The organism is Dactylosporangium sp. NPDC050688, assembly GCF_040654515.1.
Taxonomy (GTDB): domain Bacteria; phylum Actinomycetota; class Actinomycetes; order Mycobacteriales; family Micromonosporaceae; genus Dactylosporangium.
Map to the genome: position 1 here is coordinate 81,017 of NZ_JBFAIC010000034.1, position 22,477 is coordinate 103,493.

Annotated in this window: 22 protein-coding genes and 1 pseudogene; 15 read left to right on the forward strand and 8 right to left on the reverse strand. The window is 74.0% G+C overall.

Features of this window, described 5'->3' with window-relative positions:
• Positions 1–2 precede the first annotated feature (2 nt).
• The 5 genes from AB0H83_RS28845 (at position 3) to AB0H83_RS28865 (ending at position 4,727) form a co-directional block, all read left to right on the forward strand.
• Positions 3–1,019, forward strand: coding sequence for an ABC transporter permease (locus AB0H83_RS28845; protein WP_360099913.1), 1,017 nt, complete (start codon positions 3–5; stop codon positions 1,017–1,019).
• Positions 1,016–1,993, forward strand: coding sequence for an ABC transporter permease (locus tag AB0H83_RS28850; RefSeq protein ID WP_360099853.1), 978 nt, complete (start codon positions 1,016–1,018; stop codon positions 1,991–1,993). The genes AB0H83_RS28845 and AB0H83_RS28850 overlap by 4 nt, the downstream gene beginning before the upstream one ends.
• 26 nt (positions 1,994–2,019) lie before the next feature.
• On the forward strand, positions 2,020–3,213 hold the full coding sequence (locus tag AB0H83_RS28855; protein ID WP_360099855.1) for an ABC transporter substrate-binding protein: 1,194 nt from the start codon (positions 2,020–2,022) through the stop codon (positions 3,211–3,213).
• 11 nt (positions 3,214–3,224) lie between these two features.
• A complete protein-coding gene (locus tag AB0H83_RS28860) occupies positions 3,225–4,082 on the forward strand; it encodes a sugar phosphate isomerase/epimerase family protein (protein ID WP_360099857.1) in 858 nt (285 codons plus the stop codon).
• A 180-nt stretch (positions 4,083–4,262) separates the two neighbouring features.
• Positions 4,263–4,727 carry a peroxiredoxin gene (locus AB0H83_RS28865; protein WP_360099859.1) on the forward strand — a complete coding sequence of 155 codons (465 nt, stop codon included), beginning with the start codon at positions 4,263–4,265 and terminating at the stop codon, positions 4,725–4,727.
• A 4-nt stretch (positions 4,728–4,731) separates the two neighbouring features.
• Here AB0H83_RS28865 and AB0H83_RS28870 read toward each other — a convergent pair whose 3' ends face one another.
• On the reverse strand, positions 4,732–5,667 hold the full coding sequence (locus AB0H83_RS28870; RefSeq protein WP_360099861.1) for a saccharopine dehydrogenase: 936 nt from the start codon (positions 5,665–5,667) through the stop codon (positions 4,732–4,734).
• A 71-nt stretch (positions 5,668–5,738) separates the two neighbouring features.
• On the opposite strand from AB0H83_RS28870, the gene AB0H83_RS28875 reads away from it, so the two are divergent.
• Positions 5,739–6,674 carry a helix-turn-helix domain-containing protein gene (locus AB0H83_RS28875; protein WP_360099863.1) on the forward strand — a complete coding sequence of 312 codons (936 nt, stop codon included), beginning with the start codon at positions 5,739–5,741 and terminating at the stop codon, positions 6,672–6,674.
• A 7-nt stretch (positions 6,675–6,681) separates the two neighbouring features.
• Here the strand turns inward: AB0H83_RS28875 and AB0H83_RS28880 are convergent, their stop codons facing one another.
• Complete coding sequence (locus AB0H83_RS28880) at positions 6,682–7,623, reverse strand: hypothetical protein (protein WP_360099865.1); 942 nt, start codon at positions 7,621–7,623, stop codon at positions 6,682–6,684.
• A 114-nt stretch (positions 7,624–7,737) separates the two neighbouring features.
• Between AB0H83_RS28880 and chrA the strand changes: the two genes are divergently transcribed.
• From chrA to AB0H83_RS28895, 3 genes are read left to right on the forward strand one after another with little or no spacing between them, the layout of a single operon-like run.
• Positions 7,738–8,931, forward strand: coding sequence for a chromate efflux transporter (gene chrA, locus AB0H83_RS28885; protein ID WP_360099867.1), 1,194 nt, complete (start codon positions 7,738–7,740; stop codon positions 8,929–8,931).
• 32 nt (positions 8,932–8,963) lie between these two features.
• Positions 8,964–9,719 carry an ArsR family transcriptional regulator gene (locus AB0H83_RS28890; RefSeq protein WP_360099869.1) on the forward strand — a complete coding sequence of 252 codons (756 nt, stop codon included), beginning with the start codon at positions 8,964–8,966 and terminating at the stop codon, positions 9,717–9,719.
• Entirely contained in the window at positions 9,716–10,102 is a 387-nt protein-coding gene (locus AB0H83_RS28895; RefSeq protein ID WP_360099871.1) for a VOC family protein, read from the forward strand. Before AB0H83_RS28890 ends, AB0H83_RS28895 begins: the two co-directional genes overlap by 4 nt.
• Before the next feature lie 9 nt (positions 10,103–10,111).
• On the opposite strand, the gene infA is transcribed toward AB0H83_RS28895, so the two are convergent.
• Both infA and AB0H83_RS28905 read right to left on the reverse strand, forming a co-directional pair.
• Positions 10,112–10,336, reverse strand: a complete 225-nt coding sequence (gene infA, locus AB0H83_RS28900; protein ID WP_354786342.1) for a translation initiation factor IF-1 — start codon at positions 10,334–10,336, stop codon at positions 10,112–10,114.
• On the reverse strand, positions 10,336–11,070 hold the full coding sequence (locus AB0H83_RS28905; protein WP_360099873.1) for a GNAT family N-acetyltransferase: 735 nt from the start codon (positions 11,068–11,070) through the stop codon (positions 10,336–10,338). The genes infA and AB0H83_RS28905 overlap by 1 nt, the downstream gene beginning before the upstream one ends.
• A gap of 278 nt (positions 11,071–11,348) precedes the next feature.
• Between AB0H83_RS28905 and AB0H83_RS28910 the strand changes: the two genes are divergently transcribed.
• Together AB0H83_RS28910 and AB0H83_RS28915 are read left to right on the forward strand one after the other, a co-directional pair.
• Positions 11,349–12,899: an alpha-N-arabinofuranosidase gene (locus tag AB0H83_RS28910; protein ID WP_360099875.1), complete on the forward strand. Its 1,551-nt coding sequence runs from the start codon at positions 11,349–11,351 to the stop codon at positions 12,897–12,899.
• A gap of 10 nt (positions 12,900–12,909) precedes the next feature.
• Entirely contained in the window at positions 12,910–13,806 is an 897-nt protein-coding gene (locus AB0H83_RS28915; protein ID WP_360099877.1) for an alpha/beta hydrolase, read from the forward strand.
• A gap of 28 nt (positions 13,807–13,834) precedes the next feature.
• On the opposite strand, the gene AB0H83_RS28920 is transcribed toward AB0H83_RS28915, so the two are convergent.
• On the reverse strand, positions 13,835–14,890 hold the full coding sequence (locus tag AB0H83_RS28920; RefSeq protein WP_360099879.1) for a LacI family DNA-binding transcriptional regulator: 1,056 nt from the start codon (positions 14,888–14,890) through the stop codon (positions 13,835–13,837).
• 30 nt (positions 14,891–14,920) lie between these two features.
• Here AB0H83_RS28920 and AB0H83_RS28925 point away from each other — a divergent pair, with 30 nt between their 5' ends.
• Positions 14,921–16,096 carry an MFS transporter gene (locus AB0H83_RS28925; RefSeq protein WP_360099881.1) on the forward strand — a complete coding sequence of 392 codons (1,176 nt, stop codon included), beginning with the start codon at positions 14,921–14,923 and terminating at the stop codon, positions 16,094–16,096.
• A 24-nt stretch (positions 16,097–16,120) separates the two neighbouring features.
• On the opposite strand, the gene AB0H83_RS28930 is transcribed toward AB0H83_RS28925, so the two are convergent.
• Positions 16,121–16,963, reverse strand: coding sequence for an isocitrate lyase/phosphoenolpyruvate mutase family protein (locus AB0H83_RS28930; RefSeq protein ID WP_360099883.1), 843 nt, complete (start codon positions 16,961–16,963; stop codon positions 16,121–16,123).
• Between the two features lie 23 nt (positions 16,964–16,986).
• Positions 16,987–17,238: pseudogene (locus AB0H83_RS28935) on the reverse strand (VOC family protein); the annotation flags it as partial.
• Positions 17,239–17,291: 53 nt separating this feature from the next.
• Here AB0H83_RS28935 and AB0H83_RS28940 point away from each other — a divergent pair.
• Positions 17,292–18,758 carry a peptide MFS transporter gene (locus AB0H83_RS28940; RefSeq protein ID WP_360099885.1) on the forward strand — a complete coding sequence of 489 codons (1,467 nt, stop codon included), beginning with the start codon at positions 17,292–17,294 and terminating at the stop codon, positions 18,756–18,758.
• A 24-nt stretch (positions 18,759–18,782) separates the two neighbouring features.
• Here AB0H83_RS28940 and AB0H83_RS28945 read toward each other — a convergent pair whose 3' ends face one another.
• Complete coding sequence (locus AB0H83_RS28945) at positions 18,783–18,986, reverse strand: histidine kinase dimerization/phospho-acceptor domain-containing protein (protein ID WP_360099887.1); 204 nt, start codon at positions 18,984–18,986, stop codon at positions 18,783–18,785.
• Between the two features lie 58 nt (positions 18,987–19,044).
• On the opposite strand from AB0H83_RS28945, the gene AB0H83_RS28950 reads away from it, so the two are divergent.
• Both AB0H83_RS28950 and AB0H83_RS28955 read left to right on the forward strand, forming a co-directional pair.
• The gene (locus tag AB0H83_RS28950) at positions 19,045–20,895 is read left to right on the forward strand and encodes an ABC transporter ATP-binding protein (RefSeq protein ID WP_360099915.1); all 1,851 of its coding nucleotides are present in this window, start codon (positions 19,045–19,047) and stop codon (positions 20,893–20,895) included.
• Between the two features lie 72 nt (positions 20,896–20,967).
• On the forward strand, positions 20,968–22,374 hold the full coding sequence (locus AB0H83_RS28955) for a TerD family protein (protein ID WP_360099889.1): 1,407 nt from the start codon (positions 20,968–20,970) through the stop codon (positions 22,372–22,374).
• The last annotated feature ends 103 nt before the right edge of the window (positions 22,375–22,477 follow it).

The following is a 22,477-nucleotide window of genomic DNA, read 5'->3' on the forward strand; positions in this document are numbered from 1 at the left end:
CCATGGCTCCGCCCGTACCGGCGAACACCGCTGCGACGAGGTTCAGGGTGCCGGCCGCCGGGCCCGCCCGCGGCGTCTACATCGCCCTGGCGCTGACCCTCGCCATCGGCTGGCTCGTCGTCGCCGTCGACGGCGGATCGCTGTTCAACCAGTCCACCGTCGTCAGCCTGCTGCACGTCGCGACCGGCCTCGGCCTCGTCGCCGTCGGGCAGACGCTGGTGATCCTCGCCGGCTCGCTCGACCTGTCGGTCGCGTACGTGATCAGCGTCAGCACCCTCGTCGCGGCCGAGACGATGGCCGGCTCGGACGGCAACATCCTGCCGGCCGTCGGCCTGGTGCTGCTCGTCGCCGCCGCCGTCGGCCTGCTCAACGGGCTGCTGGTGACGAAGCTGCGGATCAACGCGTTCATCGCCACCGTCGGCGTCGGGCTGCTGCTCAAGGGGTACCTCGACAACGGCTACGACGGCCCGGCCGGCAAGACCGCGCCCGCGTTCGTGCAGAGCCTCGGCTACCAGCGCGTCGGGCCGGTGCCGGTCGCGTTCCTGCTGCTGCTCGCGGTCGCCGCGGCGGCCTGGTTCGCGGTGCGCAACACCCGCTTCGGCCACCACCTCATCGCCGTCGGCGGCGACCCCGAGGTGGCCCGCCTGTCCGGCGTGCGCAACGACCGGATCCTCGTCACCGCCCACGTGCTGTGCTCGCTGTGCGCCGGCCTCGCCGGCATCTACCTCGCCAGCCGCCTGGGCTCCGGCGCGCCCCGGGTCGGCGTCGAAGGACTCTACGACCTCGAGTCGATCGCCGCCGTCGTCCTCGGCGGCACCGCCCTGGCCGGCGGGCGCGGCGGCGTGCTCGGCACCGTCGGCGGGGTGCTGCTGCTGGCCAGCATCGACAGCATCTTCAACCAGCTCGAGGTCGACGCGTTCTTCAAGCAGGTCATCCGCGGCGTCATCATCATCGCCGCGGTGGCCGTCTACGCCCGGCGGATGCACCGCCGCCGCACGACCCGGAAGGCGGCAGCATGACGGCCACCCTCGCAGCGACGCCGCGCCGGCGGGTCAACCCGCTGCGGCCCGGCGGGATCGCCCCGATCGTCGGGATCCTCGCGGTGCTGCTGGTCCTCGTCGCGGTCCGGCAGCCGGACTTCTTCGCCCCGGCGTCGCTGCTGTCGTTCATCGGCCGGTCCGCGCCCATCATCCTGCTCGCCGCCGGGCAGTACTACGTCATCGTCTCCGGCGAGTTCGACCTGTCCGTCGGCTCGCTGGTCACCGCGCAGGTCGTCGTCGCGGCCCGGCTCATCGACAGCGACCCGGACCGGACCTGGCCCGTCATCCTCGTCGTGCTTGCGTTCGGCGTCGCCGTCGGGCTGGTCAACGGGCTCGTCACCACGCTGCTGCGGGTGCCGTCGTTCATCACGACGCTCGGCATGTACCTGATCCTCGTCGGCGCCGTGTACCTGTGGTCCGACGGTGCGCCCAAGGGCGGGCTGTCGGAGGAGTTCCGCCGCTTCGGCCGCCGCGCGTTCGAGGACGTGCCGCTGCTCGGCCGGGTGCCCTACGCGCTGCTCGTCCTGCTCGGCGTCGCCGCCGTCGCCGTCGCCGTCACCCGGTCGGACTTCGGCCGCACCCTCGTGGCCGTCGGCGGCAACCCGCGCACCGCGGAGCTCACCGGCGTGCGGGTGTGGCGCACCAAGACGATCGCGTTCGTGTTCAGCGGCGTCCTCGCCACCGTCGCGGCGATCCTGCTCGGCGGCTACAGCGGCGTGTCGTTCCAGGCCGGCGCCGGCCTGGAGTTCGGCGCCATCACCGCCGTCGTCCTCGGCGGGGTCGTCCTCGGCGGCGGCCGCGGCTCCGTGGCGGGCGCCATGCTCGGCGCGCTCACCCTCGAGACGCTCTTCGCCCTCCTGAACTTCTACGGCGTCTCCGGCGCCCTCAGATCCACCGTCCAGGGCCTGATCATCCTCGTCGCCGTGGCCGTCGGAGCACTGCGCCGGCGGTGAGGCACACCCCACCTTTAGGAGAACACGTGAGACGAACCCCGTACGTCGCGGCCGCCGCGGCCGCGTTGCTGGTCCTGTCCGCCTGCGCCACCGACGACCCCACCGCCACGACCTCCGGCGCCGCGTCCGCCAGCGCCGCCGCCGGGTCCGGCACCGGCGAGCAGTCGAAGTTCTTCGTCCAGGCCGACTACGACAACGAACTGGCGCTGCTGCAGGCCACCGCCACCGGCCCCGCCGACAAGCCGTGGGAGCAGGTGCTCAACCCGAAGCTCGTGGACACCGCCAAGTTCAAGAAGGCCGGCCCGTACAAGATCTGCTTCTCCAACGCGGCGTTGAACAACCCGTGGCGGCAGGTCGGCTACAAGGTCATGCAGGCCGAGGTCGAGGCGCAGAAGGCGAACATCAAGGAGTTCGTGCACGTCGACGCCGAGGGCAAGGACAGCAAGCAGATCGCCGACATCAACGACCTGCTCGGCAAGGGCTGCGACGCGCTCATCGTCTCGCCCAACACCACCGCGACGCTGACCCCGGCCGTCGAGGCCGCCTGCGCCAAGGGCCTGCCCGTCATCGTCTTCGACCGCGGCGTGGACACCAAGTGCCCGGTCACGTTCATCAACCCCATCGGCGGCTACGGCTTCGGCCACGTCGGCGCCACGTTCCTGTCCGAGAAGGTCAAGCCTGGCGGCAAGGTGCTCGCGCTGCGCATCCTGCCCGGCGTCGACGTCCTGGAGACCCGCTGGTCCGCCGCCAAGGTCCAGTTCGACAAGGCGAAGGTCAACGTCGTCGGCGTCGAGTTCACCGACGGCGACCCCGCGAAGACCAAGAAGATCGTCAACGACTACATCCAGCGGTACGGCACGATCGACGGCATCTGGATGGACGCCGGCGCGACCGCCGTCGCCGCCGTCGAGGCCTTCCAGGACGCCGGCAAGCCGGTCCCGCCGATCAACGGCGAGGACCAGCTGGACTTCCTGAAGCTGTGGAAGGACAAGAAGCTCACCGCGATCGCGCCCACGTACCCGACCTACCAGTGGCGCACCCCGATCATCGCGGCCCTGAAGATCCTCGCCGGTGAGCAGGTCTCCAGCCCGTGGAAGCTGCCGCAGCCGACGATCACCCAGGACAACCTGGACAAGTACGTCGACGCCAACATGCCGCCGCTGCACTACGCGATGTGCGGCTGCACCGACCTGCCCGGCTACCCGCAACGCTGGAAGTAAGGGATCCGCTCGTGCGTGCCATCGGTGCCAACCCCTGGATCTGGACCTCGCCCGTCGACGACGCCGCCCTCGCCGCGCTCGTGCCGCGGCTGGCGGCGTGGGGCTTCGACGCGGTCGAGCTGCCGATCGAACAGGCCGGGGACTGGGACCCGGCACGCACGAGCGACCTGCTCGCCGCGCACGGCCTGGCGGCGGCCGGCGTCTGCGCGGTCACCCCGCCCGGCCGTGACCTGGTGTGCACCGACCAGGCGACCGTCGCGTCGACCCAGGCCTACCTGCGGGCCTGCGTCGACGCGGCGGCGGCCGTCGGCGCGCCCTGCGTCGGCGGCCCCGTCTACGCCGCCGTCGGTCGCACCTGGCGGATGACCCCCGCCGAGCGGCAGGCCTGCTACGCCGGCTTCCGCGCCGGGCTCGCCCCGGTCGCCGACCACGCGGGCGAACGCGGCGTCACCATCGGCGTCGAGGCCCTCAACCGCTACGAGACCAGCGTCGTGAACACCGTCGAGCAGACCGTCGAGCTCATCGAGGGGCTGCCCGCCAGCGTCGGGATCATGCTCGACACGTACCACATGAACATCGAGGAACGTGACCCCTACGCGGCTGTGGCGGCCGCCGGCCCGCACATCAAGCACGTCCAGGTCAGCGGCACCGACCGGGGCGCACCCGGCAGCGACCACCTGGACTGGCCGCGGCTGCTCGAGGCGCTGGACAAGGCCGGCTACACCGGAGCGCTGTGCATCGAGTCGTTCACCGCCGACAATGCCACCATCGCCACCGCCGCGTCCATCTGGCGCCCCCTGGCACCGTCCCAGGACCGGCTCGCCCTGGACGGCCTGGCCTACCTGCGCGGGATCACCGCCGGCGGCTGACCGCGGCGATGCCGCAGCGTGCCCGGGGCCGCTGGAACGCCGCTGACCTCATGCTGGAACGGTGTCGCCGGCCGGTCCGGCGACGGTGGCTCCGGGAGCCGCCCCCGGCCAGGTTGCGCCCGGGGCCGGCAGGGCACAGGATGGGTGGATCTTGGTGCGCGGCGGTGAAGGATGGGTGGCATGGACGTCGGGGACATCGTCGAGGACTTCGCGCTGGCGGACGACCAGGGGGTGACCCGGACGCTGACCGGGCTGCTCGCCGGCGGGCCGGTGGTGCTGTTCTTCTACCCCGCCGCGCTCAGCCGCGGCTGCACCGCCGAGGCCTGCCACTTCCGCGACATCACCGCCGAGCTGCGGGCCGTCGGCGGCCAGCCGGTCGGCATCAGCGGCGACACCGTCGAGCGGCAGGCGCAGTTCGCCACCGAGCACCGCCTCGGCTACCCGCTGCTGTCCGACCCCGACGGCGTGGTGCGGGCCCAGTTCGGTGTCGGACGGGGCGTGCTCGGGCTGACCGCGATCCAGCGGATCACGTTCGTCATCGACACCGACCGCCGGATCCTCGCCGTGATCAAGAGCGAGGTCCGGATGGACGCGCACGCCGACCAGGCCCTGGCGACCCTGCGCAAGCGCCAGGCCGCCGCCTGAGGCGTCACTCGACGGTCAGGTGCCGCGGGCTCAGCGCCCCGAGGAACGCCTTCGGGTCGAAGCGGGCGCCGAGCGAGGCGACCCCCGGCGCGTCGCCCGTGCCGGCCAGGACCAGCGCCGCCGCCTCGACGACCAGGGGCGCGGAGACCGCGTAGATGTCGCGGCCCGACGCGACCGCGCGGCGCTGCTCGCCGCCGGCGCGGGCCACCACCTCGACGAGGAACGTCTGCGCCGAGCGGCCGTCGGCGCCGACCGCGACCGGCCCCGACGGGTCGGCCGCGCGCAGGTCCTGCACGGCGTTGCGGGTCATGTACGTGGCGATCTCCGGCACGTCCAGGTGGGTGGGGACGGTGACGCTGTCGGCCATCGTGAACTCGCCGACGACCGTCCGGGCGCCGACGGGCTCCGGAAACGTCCACTCGGTGACGGGTGCGTCGCCGGTGAGGTGCCGCAGCCGGCCGCCGGTGTAGGCGATCCGCCGCCCGTCGCGGCGCTGCGCCGAGACCCGGCCCGTCTTCGTGGTGCCGAGCGTGGGGTGCCAGCTGCTGAGGGCGTACGCGATGCTGAGGTGCTCCACAGCGGCCCAGTCCCCGGCCGCCGCGGTGGCGAGCAGGTCGCCGAGCCCGCCGTAGAACGCGGCCGCCGGCACGATCGGCACCGGGGCGCCGGCGTAGACGGCGAACGTGTCGGCCACGACCTCGATCTCGGCGGTGACGTCCAGGTACGGGATGCCCGCCCGGATCGCCGCCTCGATCGCCGGCGCGGCGGTGGCCACGAACGGCCCCGCGCAGTTGATGACGGCGTCGACGCCGGCGAAGACCGCGTCCAGGTCGGTGCCCCGCCCGCACGGCACCGGGGTCATGCCCCGCCGGCGAAGCTCGGTGACGACGAAACCGCCCGTGTGACCGCTGGCCCCGAGGACCGCTACTCGCTGCTGCATGCCGACCAGCCTCCGGCACGTGCTGGCAGGCGGCCAGTGGCCGGAACGACGTGCACCGTACAGTTTCGGACATGCGATCCGTCGCCCTGGCCGTCACCGACGGCGCGCCGCTGTTCGAGCTCGCCGCCGCGTGCGAGGTCTTCGGCAACGACCGGGGACTCGCCCCGACGTGGTACGAGTTCACCGTCTGCGGCGAGGACGGCGCGGCGGTCGGCGGCTGGCTCACCGCCGGCATCCGGCACGGCCTGGACGTGCTGGCCGCGGCCGGCACGGTGATCGTGCCGTCGTGCCGCGACCCCGAGGAGCCGCAGCCGCCGGCGCTGGTCGAGGCCGTCCGCGCGGCGCACGCGGCGGGTGCCCGGGTGGCGTCGCTGTGCACGGGCGCGTTCGTGCTCGCCGCGGCCGGGCTGCTCGACGGCCGGCGGGCGACCACCCACTGGGCGCATACCGCGCTGCTCGCCGAGCGGCACCCGGCGGTCCAGGTCGACCCCGGCGTGCTCTACATCGACGACGGCGACGTGCTGACGTCCGCGGGCAAGGCGGCCGGCATGGACCTGTGCCTGCACCTGGTCCGCCAGGACCACGGCACGGCGGTCGCCAACGCGCTGGCCCGCACCCTCGTGGTGCCCCCACACCGGCAGGGCGGCCAGGCGCAGTACATCCCGGCGCCCGTCGCGCACGGCCCGGCGCACGCCCTGGCCGGGCTGCTGCCGTGGGCGCTGGAGCGCATCGGGCAGCCGCTCACCGTGCGCGACCTGGCCCGCGAGGCCGGCATGAGCGAGCGCAACCTGGCCCGGCACTTCCACGCCGTGACCGGCCTGAGCCCGCTGCGCTGGCTGCTGACCCAGCGGGTGCACCGGGCGCAGGAGCTGCTGGAGACCTCCGAGCTCGGGGTGGAGCAGATCGCGGCCCGCACCGGCATGGGCACCGCCACGACGCTGCGCCGGCACTTCAGCCAGCAGTTCGGCGTGCCGCCGGAGACGTACCGCCGCACGTTTCGCGCCTGAGGACGCCTCACCCCGGGGCCGGCTTCACCGACCGCAGCGGCACGGCACCGCCGGACAGTGCCCGGATCCGGGCGAGCAGCGCGACGACGAACGGTGCCGTCTCGAAGTCCCACAGCCCGCCGTCCCAGTAGTGGGACCGCTGCTGGAAGAACAGGCACGCGCGCAGCGTGTCGACGTCGTCCGGCAGCGCGCCGGTGCGCTCCCACGCCCGCTGCACCGGGACCACCACCTCGGCCAGGCCCGAGGACCCGCCGTGCAGGTCGTAGCCGTTGTACGTGTGCGCGAACGTCACCAGCGCGGCGAACCCGGCCCCCTCGCCCGGCACCTCGGCCCGCCGCGGCGCCGGGTGCTCGCGCAGCCGCACCTCCCGCGCGGTGATCTCGTGCCGCTGCGCGAACACGTCGACCACCAGCCGCGGCCCGTCGGCTTCCAGGTGGAACTCGAACCGCCCGTGCATCCCCGGCACCGGGAACACCATGCGCGGCTCGTCGAGCTCCAGCAGCACCTCCAGCTCCGGCAGCCGCAGCGCCGGCCCGTCGAGCAGGTGCTGCACCCTGGCCCGGAGCACGGCGTGGAAGTACACCTGGATGCGCCGCAGCGTCTCGGCCGGCACGTCCACCCGGCGCGGCGGCTCCAGCACGTCGAGCAGGTGCGCGTGGTTGCCGCGCCGGGCCAGGTCCACGGGCCGGTCCCCGGCGGCGGTGCGCAGCCCGCGCCAGGCGCCCAGCCCCACGAGGCGCTCGACCACGGCGACGGGCGCGCCGGCGTGCGCCGCCTGGTGCAGCGGCGCGAACCACGACGTCCCGCCGGGCCGGGCCGCGTTCACCAGGCCCGGCTCGGCGGCGAGGACCGCGAACACGCCGGGCCAGTCGTAGCGCTTCGCGCAGTCGGCGAGCCGGTGCCGCACCGGCGCCGCCTGGGCGGTGCCGTCCCACGTGTGCTCGACCATGGGCAGTATCCTTCCGCACCCGGCGCCGGCGGGACCGTCACGCACGGCGGCGTCGTCCGCCCCGCGGGGTGAGCGGTCAGACGCATCAAATCAGACTGGTGTACTGTGCTCGGTGTGGACGACAGCCCCCCGGTCGGACTGCGCACGGTGCTCAAGGAGTGGGGCCGCATCGGCTGCACCGGGTTCGGCGGCCCGCCCGCGCACATCGCCCTGCTGCGGCAGCTGTGCGTCGAGCGCCGCGGGTGGCTCGACGACACCGAGTTCGAGGACGCCGTCGCGGCCTGCAACCTACTGCCCGGCCCGGCCTCCACCCAGCTGGCCATCTTCTGCGCGTGGCGGGTGCGCGGGCGGGCCGGCGCGCTCGTCGGCGGGGCCGCGTTCATCCTGCCAGGGCTGGTCGCCATCCTCGCCCTGGCGGTGTTGTTCCTGGCCGGCCACCCGCCGCGCTGGGTCCACGGCGCGGGCGCGGGTGCCGGGGCCGCCGTCGCGGCCGTGGCGGTGCAGGCCGGCGCGGGCCTGGCCCCGGCGAGCTGGCGGCGGGCGGCTGGGGCCCCGGCCCCGACGGCATCCGGGTCAAGGGCGGCGCGGAGCGGCAGCCGGGTGCGGTGGGTGCTGTGGCTCGCCGCCGGGATCGTGGCCGCGGCGACGCTCGGACCCTGGCTGGTCCTCGTGCTGCTCGCCTGCGGCGTCGCCGAGGTCGTCGCGCAGCGGGTCCGGCCGGTCCGGGCCCTCCAGGTGCCGCCGCTGCTGGCCGGTGCGGGGCTCGGCGGCGGGGTGCTGCTGTCGATCGCGTGGCTGGCGTTGAAGGTGGGGGCGCTGTCCTACGGTGGCGGCTTCGTCATCATCCCGTTGATGCAGGCCGACGCCGTCGAGCACTACCACTGGATGACCGACGCGCAGTTCCTCAACGCGGTCGCGCTGGGCCAGATCACCCCGGGTCCGGTCGTGCACACCGTCGCGGTGGTCGGCTACGCCGCCGCGGGCATCGGTGGCGGCCTGCTCGCCTCCGTCGTGGCGTTCGGTCCGTCGTTCGCGTTCATCCTGCTCGGCGCGCACCGCTTCGACCGCCTGCGGGCCGACGAGCGGGTCCGGGCGTTCCTGGACGGCGCCGGCCCGGCCGCGATCGGCGCGATCCTCGGCTCCGCGATCGTGCTGGCCGCCGCCCTGACGCAGCCGTGGCAGTTCGCCCTCCTGGCCGCCTCGGCGGTCCTGCTGCTGCCGCTGCGCCGCGGCGTCGTGCCGACCCTGCTCGGCGCCGGCGCGGTCGGTGTCGTGATCGCCCTGGCCGGCGGCCCGCTGCCGACCTGAGAATCAAATCAGTTTGATGTACTGTGGAGGGCATGTCCTTGGACGCGCCTCCCGGCGTGCTGCGACTGGCCGGCCACCCGGTGCGCTGGCAGCTGCTGCGGGAGCTGGCCCGCAGCGACCGGCAGGTCGGTGAGCTGGTCGCGCTGACCGGCCAGCGGCAGAGCCTGGTCTCCTACCACCTCGGCCAGCTGCGCGACGGTGGCCTGGTCGCGATGCGGCGCAGCTCTGCTGACCGGCGCGACACGTATTACCGTCTCGACCTCGCCGCCTGCCGCGACCAGCTCGCCGGCGCCGGCACCGTCCTGCACCCCGGCCTGCGACTGGTCCCGGCGGCCACGGATCCGGCCCTGCGGCCGGCCCGCCGCCGCCCTGTCCGGGTGCTGTTCCTGTGCACCGGCAACAGCTCCCGCTCCCAGATGGCCGAGGCGCTGCTGGAGCGGCTCGGCGGTGCCCGCGTCGAGGCGGCCAGCGCGGGCAGCCACCCCAAGCCCCTGCACCCCAACGCCGTGCGCGTCATGCGGGCCGGCGGCATCGACATCAGCGGCCGCCACCCCAAGCACCTGGACGTGTTCGCCGGCCAGCGGTTCGACCACGTGATCAGCCTCTGTGACCGGGTCCGGGAGGTGTGCCCGCGGTTCCCGGGCTCGCCCGCCCTGGCGCACTGGAGCATGCCGGACCCCGCGGCCGAGCCCGGCTACCCGCCGTTCGTGCGCGCCGCCGAGGAGCTCAAGACGCGCATCACCTTCCTGTTGCCCGCGATCGACACCACCAGAGGGAGCGAGCGATGAACGACCTCGCAACGATGGTCCATGTCCGGTACATGGTCGACGACGTGGACGCCGCGGTCGGCTTCTACACCACCCACCTCGGGTTCACCGTGCGCTCCAACGCGGCGCCGGCCTTCGCCGACGTCGTCCGCGGCAACCTCAGGCTCCTGCTCAGCGGCCCGGCCAGCTCCGCGGGCCGCCCCATGCCGGACGGCGAGCGGCCGGCGCCCGGCGGCTGGAACCGCATCCACCTCCTCGTCGACGACCTCGCCGGCGAGGTCGACCGCCTGCGCGCCGCCGGCGCCACCTTCCGCAACGATGTGGTCAGCGGCCCCGGCGGACAGCAGATCCTGCTGCAGGACCCCGCGGGCAACGTCGTCGAGCTGTTCCAGCCCGCCGCCTGACGCCGGGAGTCAGTTGCGGTACCGGAAGAGGATCCGCCCTCTGGTCAGGTCGTACTGGCTGAGCTCGACCAGCACCCGGTCGAACGGCAGGACCTTGATGTAGTTCTTGCGGATCTTGCCGCTGATGTGGGCCAGGACGATGTGGCCGTTGGCGAGCTCGACGCGGAACTTGGCGTCGCGCAGGCACTCCAGCACGGTGCCCTCCAGCTGGATGCCGTCGGTTGCCTTGGGCATCAGCGGATCACCAGCTCGAGGTTGCTGCCGGCGCGGCGCGCGCCGGCGGCCTCGAACAGGGCGATGGCCGCGGTATTGGCCTCGTGCACGTCGGCGGAGACCGTCGCGACGCCGCGGGCGTGGGTGGCCGCCAGGATCTGCGCGAGCAGGGCCCGGGCGATGCCGCGGCGGCGGCGGTCGGCGCGGACCGCGATGAGCCCGATCCTCGTGTGCCGCGGCAGCAGCGCCAGCCTGGCCATGCCCACGTAGGCGCCGGGCTCGGCGGCGACCGCGTACCAGGCCGGGTCGAGCGGCCGGGACAGCACGGCCGCCGGCATCTGGTCCCAGCCGATCGTGGCCTCGATCTCGGTGCGGATCGTGCGGTCCAGGTGGCGCAGCGGGTCCAGCTCGGCGGTGCCGACGGGCAGCAGCGCCAGGCCCGGCGGTGGTGCCGCGCCGTGGCCGCCGCTGGGCAGGACGTACTCCCACTCGCGGCGGCGGGCGGTCAGGCCGGCCTGCACCCACCGGGTCCGCAGGTCGAGATCGGCCTCGTCCACGACGGTGTACAGCGGCCGCGGCAGGGCGGCCAGCATCGTCCCGGCGAGACGGGCGAAGACGTCGTCGTGCCAGGCGTCGACGCTCAGGAAGAGGCGGCCGTCCGGGCGGCGCGAGGCGTCACCGCGGCCGACCACGAGGTCGTCGTCGAGGGCATGCCACTGCCGCTCGGCGACGCGCGTGATGACGAGTGTGTTCATCGGTGTCACCTTTCGGGAGATCCCAAGGGGACGCTCCCGGGCGGCACCTACCGCAGTCGCCCGACCGTGACGGGAATGGGGAGCACCCACATCGTTGCAACGTTCACGGTGCTCACCCCCCCAGGCCGGACCACGGTCGGCAGAGACGCTACCCCGCCGCCTCCCGTCCGTCCAGCGGATAAACGACCATGGCGGGCCCGCTCGCGTGACCGCTAACATCGGCCTTCCGTGCCGCTTGCCTGTGCCGTTGTGAACGCTCACGAATCCCGGGAGATGCTGTGCTGTCCGCGTCGCTCCGCCTCGACCCCGCCCGCGTCGTCGCGCCGGTGTCCCGCCGCACCTTCGGCTCATTCGTCGAGCACATGGGCCGGTGCGTCTACACGGGCATCTACGAGCCCACCCACCCCACCGCGGACGCCGACGGCTTCCGGCAGGACGTGCTGGCGCTGACCCGCGAGCTGGGCGTCACCGTCGTGCGGTATCCGGGCGGCAACTTCGTCTCCGGGTACCGCTGGGAGGACGGCATCGGCCCCGTCGCCGACCGGCCCGTCCGGCGCGACCTCGCCTGGCGCAGCCTGGAGTCCAACGAGGTCGGCATCGACGAGTTCATGCGCTGGGCCGGCAAGGCGGGCGTCGAGGTCATGTACGCGCTGAACCTCGGCACCCGCGGCGTGCAGGAGGCCCTCGACGTCCACGAGTACCTCAACCAGCCCGACCGCACCCGCCTCGCCGAGCTGCGCCGGGCCAACGGCGCCGCCGAGCCGTACGGCATCCGGATGTTCTGCCTCGGCAACGAGATGGACGGGCCCTGGCAGCTCGGCCACAAAACGGCCGGCGAGTACGGGCGGCTCGCCGTCGAGACCGCCCGGGCGCTGCGCGCCGCCGACCCGGACGTGGAGCTCGTCGTCTGCGGCAGCTCCGGCTCGTCGATGCCGACGTTCGCGGCCTGGGAGGCGGAGGTCCTCGAACACGCCTACGACGAGGTCGACGCGATCTCCGCGCACGCCTACTACGAGCCCGTCGACGGTGATGTCGGCAGCTTCCTCGCCTCCGCCGTGGACATGGACCACGTCATCGACAGCGTCATCGCCACCGCGGACAGCGTCGGCGCCCGGCGCAAGAGCAGCAAGCGGCTGAACATCTCCTTCGACGAGTGGAACGTCTGGTACCTGCGGCAGTTCATGGCCGACCGGGACACCGGCTCCACCGAGTGGCCGTTCGCGCCGCGGGTCATCGAGGACTGCTACACGGTCACCGACGCCGTCGTCGTGGGCAACCTGCTGGTCTCCCTGCTGCGGCACAGCGACCGGGTCACCGCCGCCTGCCAGGCGCAGCTGGTCAACGTGATCGCCCCGATCCGCTCCGAGCCCGGCGGCCCCGCGTGGCGTCAGACGATCTTCCACCCGTTCGCGATCACCGCGCGGCTCGCCCGGGGTACCGTGCTGCGGGTCGAGCTCGAGGCACCGGCGTACCAGACGGACCGCTACGGCGAGGTCCCGCTGCTCGACGCGGTCGCCACCCACGACACCGGCTCCGGCGACGTCACCCTCTTCCTGGTGAACCGCCACCAGACGGAGGCGATGGCCCTGTCGGTGCCGCTGGCCGGGTTCGGCGGCGGGCTGCGGGTCGCGGAGTCGTGGACCGTCGCCGACGACGACCCGGCCGCCACCAACACCGCCGAGCACCCGGACCGGGTCGTAGCGCGCCCGGCCGGCCACGCCGAGGTGACCGGCGGGGTCCTGCACGCCACCCTGCCCGCACTGTCCTGGACCGCGATCCGCCTCGAGGGCGGTGTGGCGCGGCCCGCGGACCCGGCGGCGCTGGCGTAGGGTCCGGTGAGTGCTCATCACGGGAGGGGGCATCACCATGCCGACGACGCACATCCTGGAAACCGCCGGGGCCGACCTCGCCTATGACGTCCACGGCCCGCTGCCGGACGCCGGCGGGCCGCGGCCGCTGTTCATGATCGGCCAGCCGATGGACGCGGGTGGCTTCACCACGCTGGCGTCGCTGTTCCCCGACCGCACCGTCGTCACGTACGACCCGCGCGGCCTCGGCCGCAGCACCCGCAAGGACGGCCGGACCGACCACACGCCCACCACACAGGCCGAGGACGTGCACGCCGTCATCGAGGCGCTCGGCGCCGGCCCGGTCGACATGTTCGCCAGCAGCGGCGGGGCGGTGACGGCCCTCGCGCTCGTCGCGGCGCACCCCACCGATGTGGTCACCCTCGTGGCGCACGAGCCGCCGCTCATCCCCGTGCTGCCCGACGCCACGGCGGCCGAGCGCGCCCGCGCCGCCGTCCGCGACGCCTACAACGCCGGCGGCACCAGCGCGGGCATGGCCGCCTTCATCGTGATGACCTCCTGGCACGGCGAGTTCACCGACGAGTACTTTGCCCAGCCGGCCCCGGACCCCGCCCAGTTCGGCATGCCGTCCGGCGACGACGGCTCCCGCGACGACCCGCTGCTGTCCGACCGCTCATGGGCCGTCAGCAGCTACCGCCCGGACGTCGCCGCCCTCGCCGCCGCGCCGACCCGCATCGTCGTCGCCGTCGGCGAGGAGTCCGCCGGCACCTTCACCGGCCGCACCGCGGTGGCCACCGCCGAGCTGCTCGGCCAGCCCGTGACCGTGTTCCCCAGCCACCACGGCGGCTTCCTCGGCGGCGAGCACGGCTACGCCGGCCAGCCGGAGGCCTTCGCCACCAAGCTCCGGGCGGTCCTGCAGGACGGGTGACCGTCCCGGATCCTCGTGGTGGCGCGCGTCATGAGCTGGTTCGTCGAGCGCCGCGGGGTCGGGTGGATCTGACGCCGGTAGTCGACGCGCGGCGGATCAGGCGCCAGGCGTCGCGGTGGTCCGGGGCCGGGTCGCCCAGGGCCGCGGTGGCGCAGGCGGCGCCCTGCTCGCGCAGTGACTGCGCCACGGTGGTGAGGTCGTGCTCGCGGGCGGCGGCGGAGTCGTCCCAGCCGCTGACCCGCACGCCGGGTGCCTCGCGCAGCGCGGCGAGGGCCAGCTGGTCGCTCATGGCGGCGACGGCGTCCAGGCCCGGCGCCGCCGCGAGCAGCTCGCGCATCACGGTGCGGGCCTCACCCTCGTCGTTGGTGCGGCACACGCCGACCGGCACGCCGGACCAGTCGGCGCCGAGGGCCTCGGCGGCGTCGCGGTAGCCGGCCAGGCGGTCGCGGGTCACCGGGTACGCGACCGCAGCCGGATCCACGCCCCGCTGGACGAACGTGGCGCGGCGCCGGTCGAGCGGGAAGCTCAGCACCGCCGGACGCCGGGCGGCGGCGAAGACCTCGGCGCCCACCGCCCGCGCCGCGGCGCGGTTGTCGATGCCGATCACCGTCGTGCCGGGCCGGTCCGGGCCGCTGTGCACGACGACCGGGCGGCGGGTGCCGCACGCGGCGGCGAGGACCGGGTCGTCGTCGGTCGTGGTCCACACGACGTACGAGTCGACCGCCGCGGCGAGCACCCGGTCGGCGTCCTCGTCGCCGGTGCCGGCCGGCACGATGAGCAGCCCGTAGCCGCGCTCGGCGCACACCTCGGCGACGCCGGCCAGGAAGGCCACGGCCTGGGGGTCGTCGAAGGCATACGTGAGGTGCTCGCCGAGCACGACGCCGAGGGTGCGGGTGGCGCCGTACCGCAGCGACCGCGCCTTCGGGTCGGGCCCGCTGTAGCCGAGCTCGGCGGCGCTCTGCAGCACCTTGGCCCGGCTCTGCGCGGACACCCGCTCCGGCTGGTTGTAGGTGTACGACACGGTCATCGGTGACACGCCGGCCGCGCGGGCCACGTCGGTCATCGTCACCCGGCGCGATTGCATGCCAGCATCCTAGCTGTGTAGCGTTACACAATGCGCATCGCCTCGCCGGACCGCCGGTTGTCCACCGCCGCCTACCTTGCCTCGGCCGCCTTCGGCGCGTTCTGGGGCACCTGGGGCGCGGCGGTCGCCCGCGTCCGCGACCAGGCCGGCCTCGACGACGGCGGCCTGGGCACCGCGCTGCTGTGCATCAGCGCCGGCGCGCTGCCCGCGATGCTGCTCACCGGCCGCGCCCTGGACCGGTGGGGGCTGCGCTGCACCGCGCCGCTGATCGCCGCGCTGGGCGCCGCCGGGCTCGCCGCGGCCCTCACCGCCGACGGCCTCCCCGGCCTGTGCCTAGGCCTCACCGGCGTGGGCGTGGCCAGCGGCGCGGCCGACGTCGCCATGAACTCCGTCGGCGGCCGCGCCGAGCAACGCACCGGCCGCCCCGTCATCACCCGGGCGGGCGCCGTCTTCTCCACCGGCGTCGTCGTTTCCAGCCTCGGTACGGGTGCCGCCTACGCCACCGGTGCACCCACCTGGCTGCCCTTCGCGGCTGTGCTGCTGCTCTCGGCCCTGGCCGGCGCCGCCATCCTCCGCGCGCTCACCGGCGTACCGGCCGCGGCGGCCGTCACGCAGCCAGAGCCTGCCGGCACCCGTCTGCCGCTCCCGCCGCTGCTGCTCGTCGGCGCCCTCGGTGCGCTCGCGTTCGCCAGCGAGAACGCCCACCAGAGCTGGAGCGTCGTGTTCATGCAGGACGTCCTGACCACCGGCCCCGGCCTCAGCGCCACCGCACCCGCCGTGTTTGCCGCCACCGTCGCCGCCACCCGCTTCGCGGTCAGCGCGGTAAGCCCCGCCCACGCCCGGACCGTCCTCGTCGCCGGCGCCGCCGTGGCCGCCACCGGCGCGACAGTCGTCGCCCGCGCGCCGTCCCTGCCGGTTGCCCTCACCGGCCTCGTCCTGGCCGCCGCCGGCACCGGCGCCCTGTTCCCGACCCTGCTCAGCATCGTCTCCCGCAACGTCGCCGAGAGCGCCCGCGGCCGCGCCACCGCCGTCGTGACCGTCGTGTCCTACCTGGGCTTCCTGCTCGGCCCGGTCTACGTCGGCCTGTGGTCCTCCACCACCAGCCTGCGCGGCGCGATGCTCGCCGTGGCCGTCCTCGGCGTCGCCCTGGCCGCGCTGACCCTGCCACTGCTGCGCTTCAGCCGGTATGCCGTCAAGCCCCGCTGACACCACCCGGCCGCGCAGCGGAGGTCAGCGGGGGCGGAAGAGGTCGTTGAGGTCGGACTGGGGGAGCTGGTCCCGCGCGTAGGTGAAGGTGCCCTGCTCGAGCAGCTCGACGGCGGCGCGCCGCAGGTGGCCGTACATGGCGCGGGCCAGGCTGCCGCCGACGGTGACGCGGCGGACGCCGAGGTCGCGCAGGGCGGCGAGGGACAGTGGGTTGCCGGTCAGGCCCATGACCACGTTGAGCGGGCCGTCGAGGTCGCGGACCAGGGTGGCGACGGTCGCGGCGTCGGTGGCGCCCGGCACGAACGCGCAGTCGGCGCCGGCCGCGAGGTACGCGTTGGCCCGGCGCACGCAGTCGGTGACGGTGCCGCCGACCAGCAGCGCGTCGGTGCGCCCGACGAGGACGAACGGCTCGCCGGTGGCGTCGGCGGCGGCGCGGGCGGCCCGGATCCGTTCGGTGGCCAGGGCCGGGTCGAACAGCGGGCGGGACCGCTCGCCGGTGAAGTCCTCGATGTTGCCGCCGGCCGCCCCGGCGGCGAGCGCCATCGAGACCGTGGCGGCGACCGTCTCCGGGGACGCGCCGAAGCCTTCCTCAAGGTCGGCGCTGAGCGGCACCGCCACCTCCGCGGCGATCTCGGCGACCCGCCGCAGCATCGTGTCGCGGTCGAGGCGGCCCCGCGGGCCGTGCTCGGCGAAGAAGTCGTGGTCGGGCCGGCCCAGGGAGAACGCGATGCCCGCGCTGGTGGTCGCCACGGCCGGGAAACCGGCCGCGGCCAGCAGTCTGGCGCTGCCGACGTCCCACGCGTTGGGCAGCAGGAAGCAGCCGGCACGGTGCAGGTCCACGAAACGCTGCCGCCGCTCGCGGTCCACCGCACCCTCCCAGAGCCGCCCGATCAGCTGGCGCCGATGTCGAAGAGGTTACCCTCCGGGTCCGGCAGGGTCGTCCAGACCGCGCCGCACTCGGCGAAGTCGGCGACCTGCTCGGCGCCGAGGCCGACGGCCCGCGCGACCGCACCGGGCAGGTCGGCGGTGTGCAGGTCCAGGTGGATGCTGTTCTTTCCGGGGGTACGGTCCGGCACCTGGATGAACATGAGCACCGGCTGGGCGCCGGCGGAGCGGCCGACGATGGCGCCCGTTCCAGCTACTGGAAGGCCAAGGGAGGCGTAACTGCGGGGCGGTGCGGGTAGCGGTGGTCGGTATGACGGTCACGGGCACGGGTGAGGTGCAGCCGCGAGAGCGGACGTTCTTCGGGCAGCCGCGGGTGCTGGCGAACCTGTTCGGCGTCGAGCTGTGGGAGCGGTTCTCGTTCTACGGCATGCAGGGCATCCTGCTCATCTACCTGTACTACGAGGCGGACCGCGGCGGCCTCGGCATCGACGAGGCCACCGCGACCAGCATCGTAGGCGCGTACGGCGGTGCGGTGTACCTGTCGACCATCCTCGGCGCGTGGACCGCGGACCGGCTGTTCGGCCCCGAGCGGGTGCTGTTCGGCAGCGCGGTGCTGGTCATGGCCGGGCACGTCTGCCTGGCGGTGCTGCCCGGCCTGGCCGGGGTCGCGGCCGGGCTGGTGTGCATCGCCGTGGGCAGCGGCGGGGTCAAGGCGACCGCGACGTCGCTGGTCGGTTCGCTGTACGCCGCCGACGACCCGCGCCGCGACGCCGGGTTCTCGCTGTTCTACCTGGGCATCAACGTCGGGGCGCTGGCCGGGCCGCTGCTGACCGGGCTGCTGCAGCAGAACGCCGGGTTCCACTACGGCTTCGCGCTGGCCGCGGTCGGCATGGCGATCGGGCTGACCCAGTACGCGTTCGGCCGGCGGCGGCTGACCGGGGCGGCGCGCGAGGTGCCCAACCCGCTCCCGCCGGCCCGCCGGCCGCTCGTCGCGGGCGCCGCGGTGGCCGTGGCCGCGGTGATCGGCGTCGTCGTGCTCACCGGCGTCCTGCCGGCCGAGCGGCTGGCCACGGCCGTGGTCGTGATCAGCGCCGTCGCCGCGGTCGCCTACTTCGTGGTGATCCTGTCCGCCGGTACGGTCACCGGGGTCGAGCGGCGGCGGATGCTCGGGTTCATCCCGATGTTCCTGGCCAGCGCCGTGTTCTGGTCGCTGTACCAGCAGCAGTTCACCGTGGTGACGATCTACTCCGACCAGCGCCTGGACCGCACGGTGCTCGGGTGGGAGATGCCAGTGTCGTGGGTGCAGTCGATCAACCCGGTGTTCGTGATCCTGCTGTCCGGGGCGTTCGCGGCGCTGTGGACGCGGCTGGGCAGCCGGCAGCCGTCGACCCCGGCGAAGTTCACCGCCGGCACCATCGTCATGGGGGTGGCGTTCCTGCTGTTCCTGCCGCTGGCCGGCGGCGGGCCGAACAGCGCGCCGCTGCTCGCCCTCACCGGCATCCTGCTCGTGTTCACCGTCGCCGAGCTGCTGCTGTCGCCGGTCGGGCTGTCGCTGGCCACCAAGGTCGCCCCGGCCACGTTCCGCACGCAGACCGTCGCGCTGTTCTTCCTGTCGGTCGCTCTCGGCACCGCCATGTCGGGTGTCCTGGCCCGCTACTACAGCGCCGAGCACGAGGCGGTGTACTTCGGTGCGCTCGGCGCGGCCGCGGTCCTCGTCGGCGCCGTCCTGGCCGCCCTCACCCCGCTGATCCGCCGGCTCATGGGCGGGGTGCACTGACTTCTCCACGGCCGCCGGGGGTCGTCAGCCGGCGTCGACGGCGACCATGGTCAGGACCTCGTGGACGGTGTCGTCGAGCTGGCGGGCCTGCCGGGCGATCGTGTCGACGGCCAGCCGGCGGCGGTCGTCGTCGAGGTCGGGCCAGTGGCCGTGGAGGATGTCGGCGTGGTCGCGGATGGTGCTGACCGGGGTGCCGATCCGGTGGCCGAAGAATTCGCTGGACCTCAACCGCGCTCGAGGTCGTACGGTGGCCGGCGTGAGCATGGAAGTCACCGCCTGGAACCAGATGTACCACGCCGTCCACGCGCAGCAGGACCAGCGGCCGTTCTCGGTGGCCACGCTGCGGCGCATCGCGGCGTTCGCCCGCCCGCACAAGGCCCGGCTCGCCGGGTTCCTGTCCCTGAGCATCGTGACGGCCCTGCTGGCGGTCGCCACCCCGGTGCTCGCCGGCCGGGTCGTCGACGCGATCGTCGGCGGCGGCTCGCGGGACACCGTCGTGACCCTCGCCGTGCTCATCGCGGTCATCGCGCTCGTCGAGGCCGGGGTCGGGCTGCTGGCCCGGCTGCTGTCGGCGCAGATCGGCGAGGGGCTGATCCTGGACCTGCGCACCACCGTGTTCGACCACGTGCAGCGCATGCCGGTGGCGTTCTTCACCCGGACCCGCACAGGCGCGCTGGTCAGCCGCCTCAACAACGACGTCATCGGCGCGCAGCGCGCGTTCAGCGACACCCTGTCCGGCGTGGTGGGCAACCTCGTCACGCTGTCGCTGACGTTCGTGGTGATGGTGAGCCTGTCGTGGCAGATCACGCTGCTGGCGCTGCTGCTGCTACCGGTGTTCGTGCTGCCGGCCCGGCGGATGGGCAACCGCCTTGCCCGCCTCGAGCGCGAGGCCGCCGCGCACAACTCGGCGATGAGCACCCAGATGACCGAGCGGTTCTCCGCCCCCGGCGCGACGCTCGTCAAGCTGTTCGGCCGCCCCGCCGACGAGTCGGCCGAGTTCGCCCGCCGGGCCCGGCGCGTCCGCGACATCGGCATCCGTACCGCCATGAACCAGACCGTCTTCATCACCGCGCTGATGCTCGTCTCCGCGCTCGCCCTGGCCCTCGTCTACGGCTTCGGCGGCGCGGCGGCCCTGCGCGGGCAGCTCGACGCGGGCGCGGTCGTCGCCCTCGCGCTGCTGCTGACCCGGTTGTACGCGCCGCTGACCGCCCTGTCCAGCGCCCGCGTCGAGGTGATGAGCGCCCTGGTCAGCTTCGAGCGCGTCTTCGAGATCCTCGACCTGCGCCCGCTCGTCGCGGAGAAGCCCGGCGCCCGCGCGGTGCCGGCCGGCCCGGTGTCCGTCGAGTTCGACCACGTCCGCTTCGCCTACCCATCCGCCGACAAGGTCTCCCTCGCCTCCCTCGAGGAGGTCGCCACCCTCGACACCCGCGGCGGCGTCGAGGTCCTGCACGACGTCTCCTTCAAGGCCGAGCCGGGCCAGATGATCGCCCTCGTCGGCTCCTCCGGTGCGGGCAAGTCGACGATCGCGCAGCTGCTGCCCCGCCTGTACGACGTCGACAGCGGCGCGGTCCGCCTCGCCGGCGTCGACGTGCGGGACCTGTCCTTCGACGCGATCCGCGCCACCCTCGGCATGGTCACCCAGGACGGTCACCTCTTCCACGAGTCCGTCCGCGCCAACCTGCTGCTGGCCCGCCCCGGCGCCACCGAGGACGAGCTGTGGGCGGTCCTGCGCCGGGCCCGCCTCGACGACCTGGTCGCCGCCCTGCCCGACGGCCTCGACACCGTCGTCGGCGAACGCGGCTACCGCCTCTCCGGCGGCGAACGCCAGCGCCTCACCATCGCCCGGCTGCTGCTCGCCGGCCAGCAGGTCGTCGTGCTCGACGAGGCCACCGCCCACCTCGACTCGACCTCCGAGGCGGCCGTCCAGGCGGCCCTCGCCGAGGCCCTCGCCGGCCGTACCGCCGTCGTCATCGCCCACCGCCTGTCCACCGTGCGCGCCGCCGACCTCATCCTCGTCGTCGAGTCGGGCCGCATCGTCGAACGCGGCACCCACACCGAGCTGCTCGCCCTCGGCGGCCGGTACGCCGAGCTGTACCAGACCCAGTTCGCCCAGGCCGAGGAGAAGGTCCGCGCCTGAGCGGGCGTGCTCCCCGCCGGGGCCGTGGCTATGTTGGTCATGGAGCAGTGCCGGACGAGGTGAGGAGAGCCCGTGTCTCAGGCGTTCGCCCGGGGGCAGAAGAGCCCGCTCTCGGCGCTCACCGCGGCGGACGAGCTGTATGTCGGGATCTTCCTGGACTCACCGGGGGTGACCTGGGACATCTCGTGCTTCGGGCTGGACGCGGGGAACAAGCTGTCCGACGACGCGTACTTCGTGTTCTACAACCAGCCGGCGTCTCCCGAGGGGGCGATCCGGAAGGCGGGGCCGCAGGCAGGGGACACGGACGCGTTCCGGGTGAAGCTGGGCACCGTGCCGGAGAAGATCGCGAAGCTGTCGTTCTGCGCGGCGGTCGAGGAGGCGGGCACGGCGAGCAAGGTGCGGTCGGGGCACGTGCGGCTGGTCGCCGGTGGCCGGGAGGTCATGCGGTACAGCTTCACGGGCGCGGACTTCGGCACCGAGCGGGCCGTGATCATCTGCGACGTGTACCGCAAGGGTGTCTGGCGGGTGGGGGCGGTCGGGCAGGGGTTCGCCGGTGGCCTGGCCGAGCTGGTGCGCTCCTACGGCGGCACGGTCGACGACGAGCCGGCGGCCGCACCACCGGCGTTCGCACCACCGCCGGAGCAGCCGCCGCAACCCAGCTTCGCACCGCCACCGGGGCCGCCGTCAAGACCGCCGGTCGGGCCGCCGCAGCCGGGCTTCACGCCGCCGGCACAGCAGGTCGGGCCGCCGTTGGGCGTACCGGCGCGGCAGGCGGGACAGCAACAGCCGCACACGCTGCCCGCGCAGGCGGAGCGGGTGCAGCCCGGCGTCATGAGCAGCCTGCAGCGTTACCGGGAGGCGCCGCCCGCCGGGCGCTGGAGCATGCAGAGCGGCAAGATGGTGCGGGTGACGCTGGGCCCCGAGGTGCACGCCCGGCGCGGCTCGATGGTGGCCTACCAGGGTGACGTCGACTTCATCTACAAGGGCTCCGGCGGGCTGCGGGCCATGTTCGAGAACGCGGTCACCGGGCAGGGCCTGAAGCTCATGACGTGCAAGGGCCAGGGTGAGGTGTTCCTCGCCGAGAACGCCACCGACCTGCACATCGTCGAGCTGCAAGGCAGTTCCCTGTGCATCAACGCCAACAACGTGCTCGCCTTCGACGCGACGCTGCAGACGGAGATCCAGCGCATCGAAAGCGCGGGCATCCCCGGCGGCGGGCTGTTCCATCTCGTGGTGTCCGGCCAGGGGTCCGTGGTGGTGATGACGCGCGGCACACCGGTGACGCTGCCGTGCCAGGGGCCGACGTTCGCCGACATGAACGCGGTGGTCGCCTGGACAGCCGGGATGCGGGTGTCGGTGTCGACGCAGGTCAGGCTCTCCCGGCAGGTCTACACCGGCGGCGGCAGCGCCGAGGGGCTGGCCCTGCAGTTCATGGGGTTGCAGGGGCATTTTGTGGTGGTCCAGCCGTACGAGGTCTGATCCGTTACGGCGAGTCCCGGCGGCTTCCCAGCAGACGTCCAGGGTAGCGGAGCATGATGCGTACTGAGAGCGGGCTGTGCCCGTGCCCCGCATCACCTGGAGG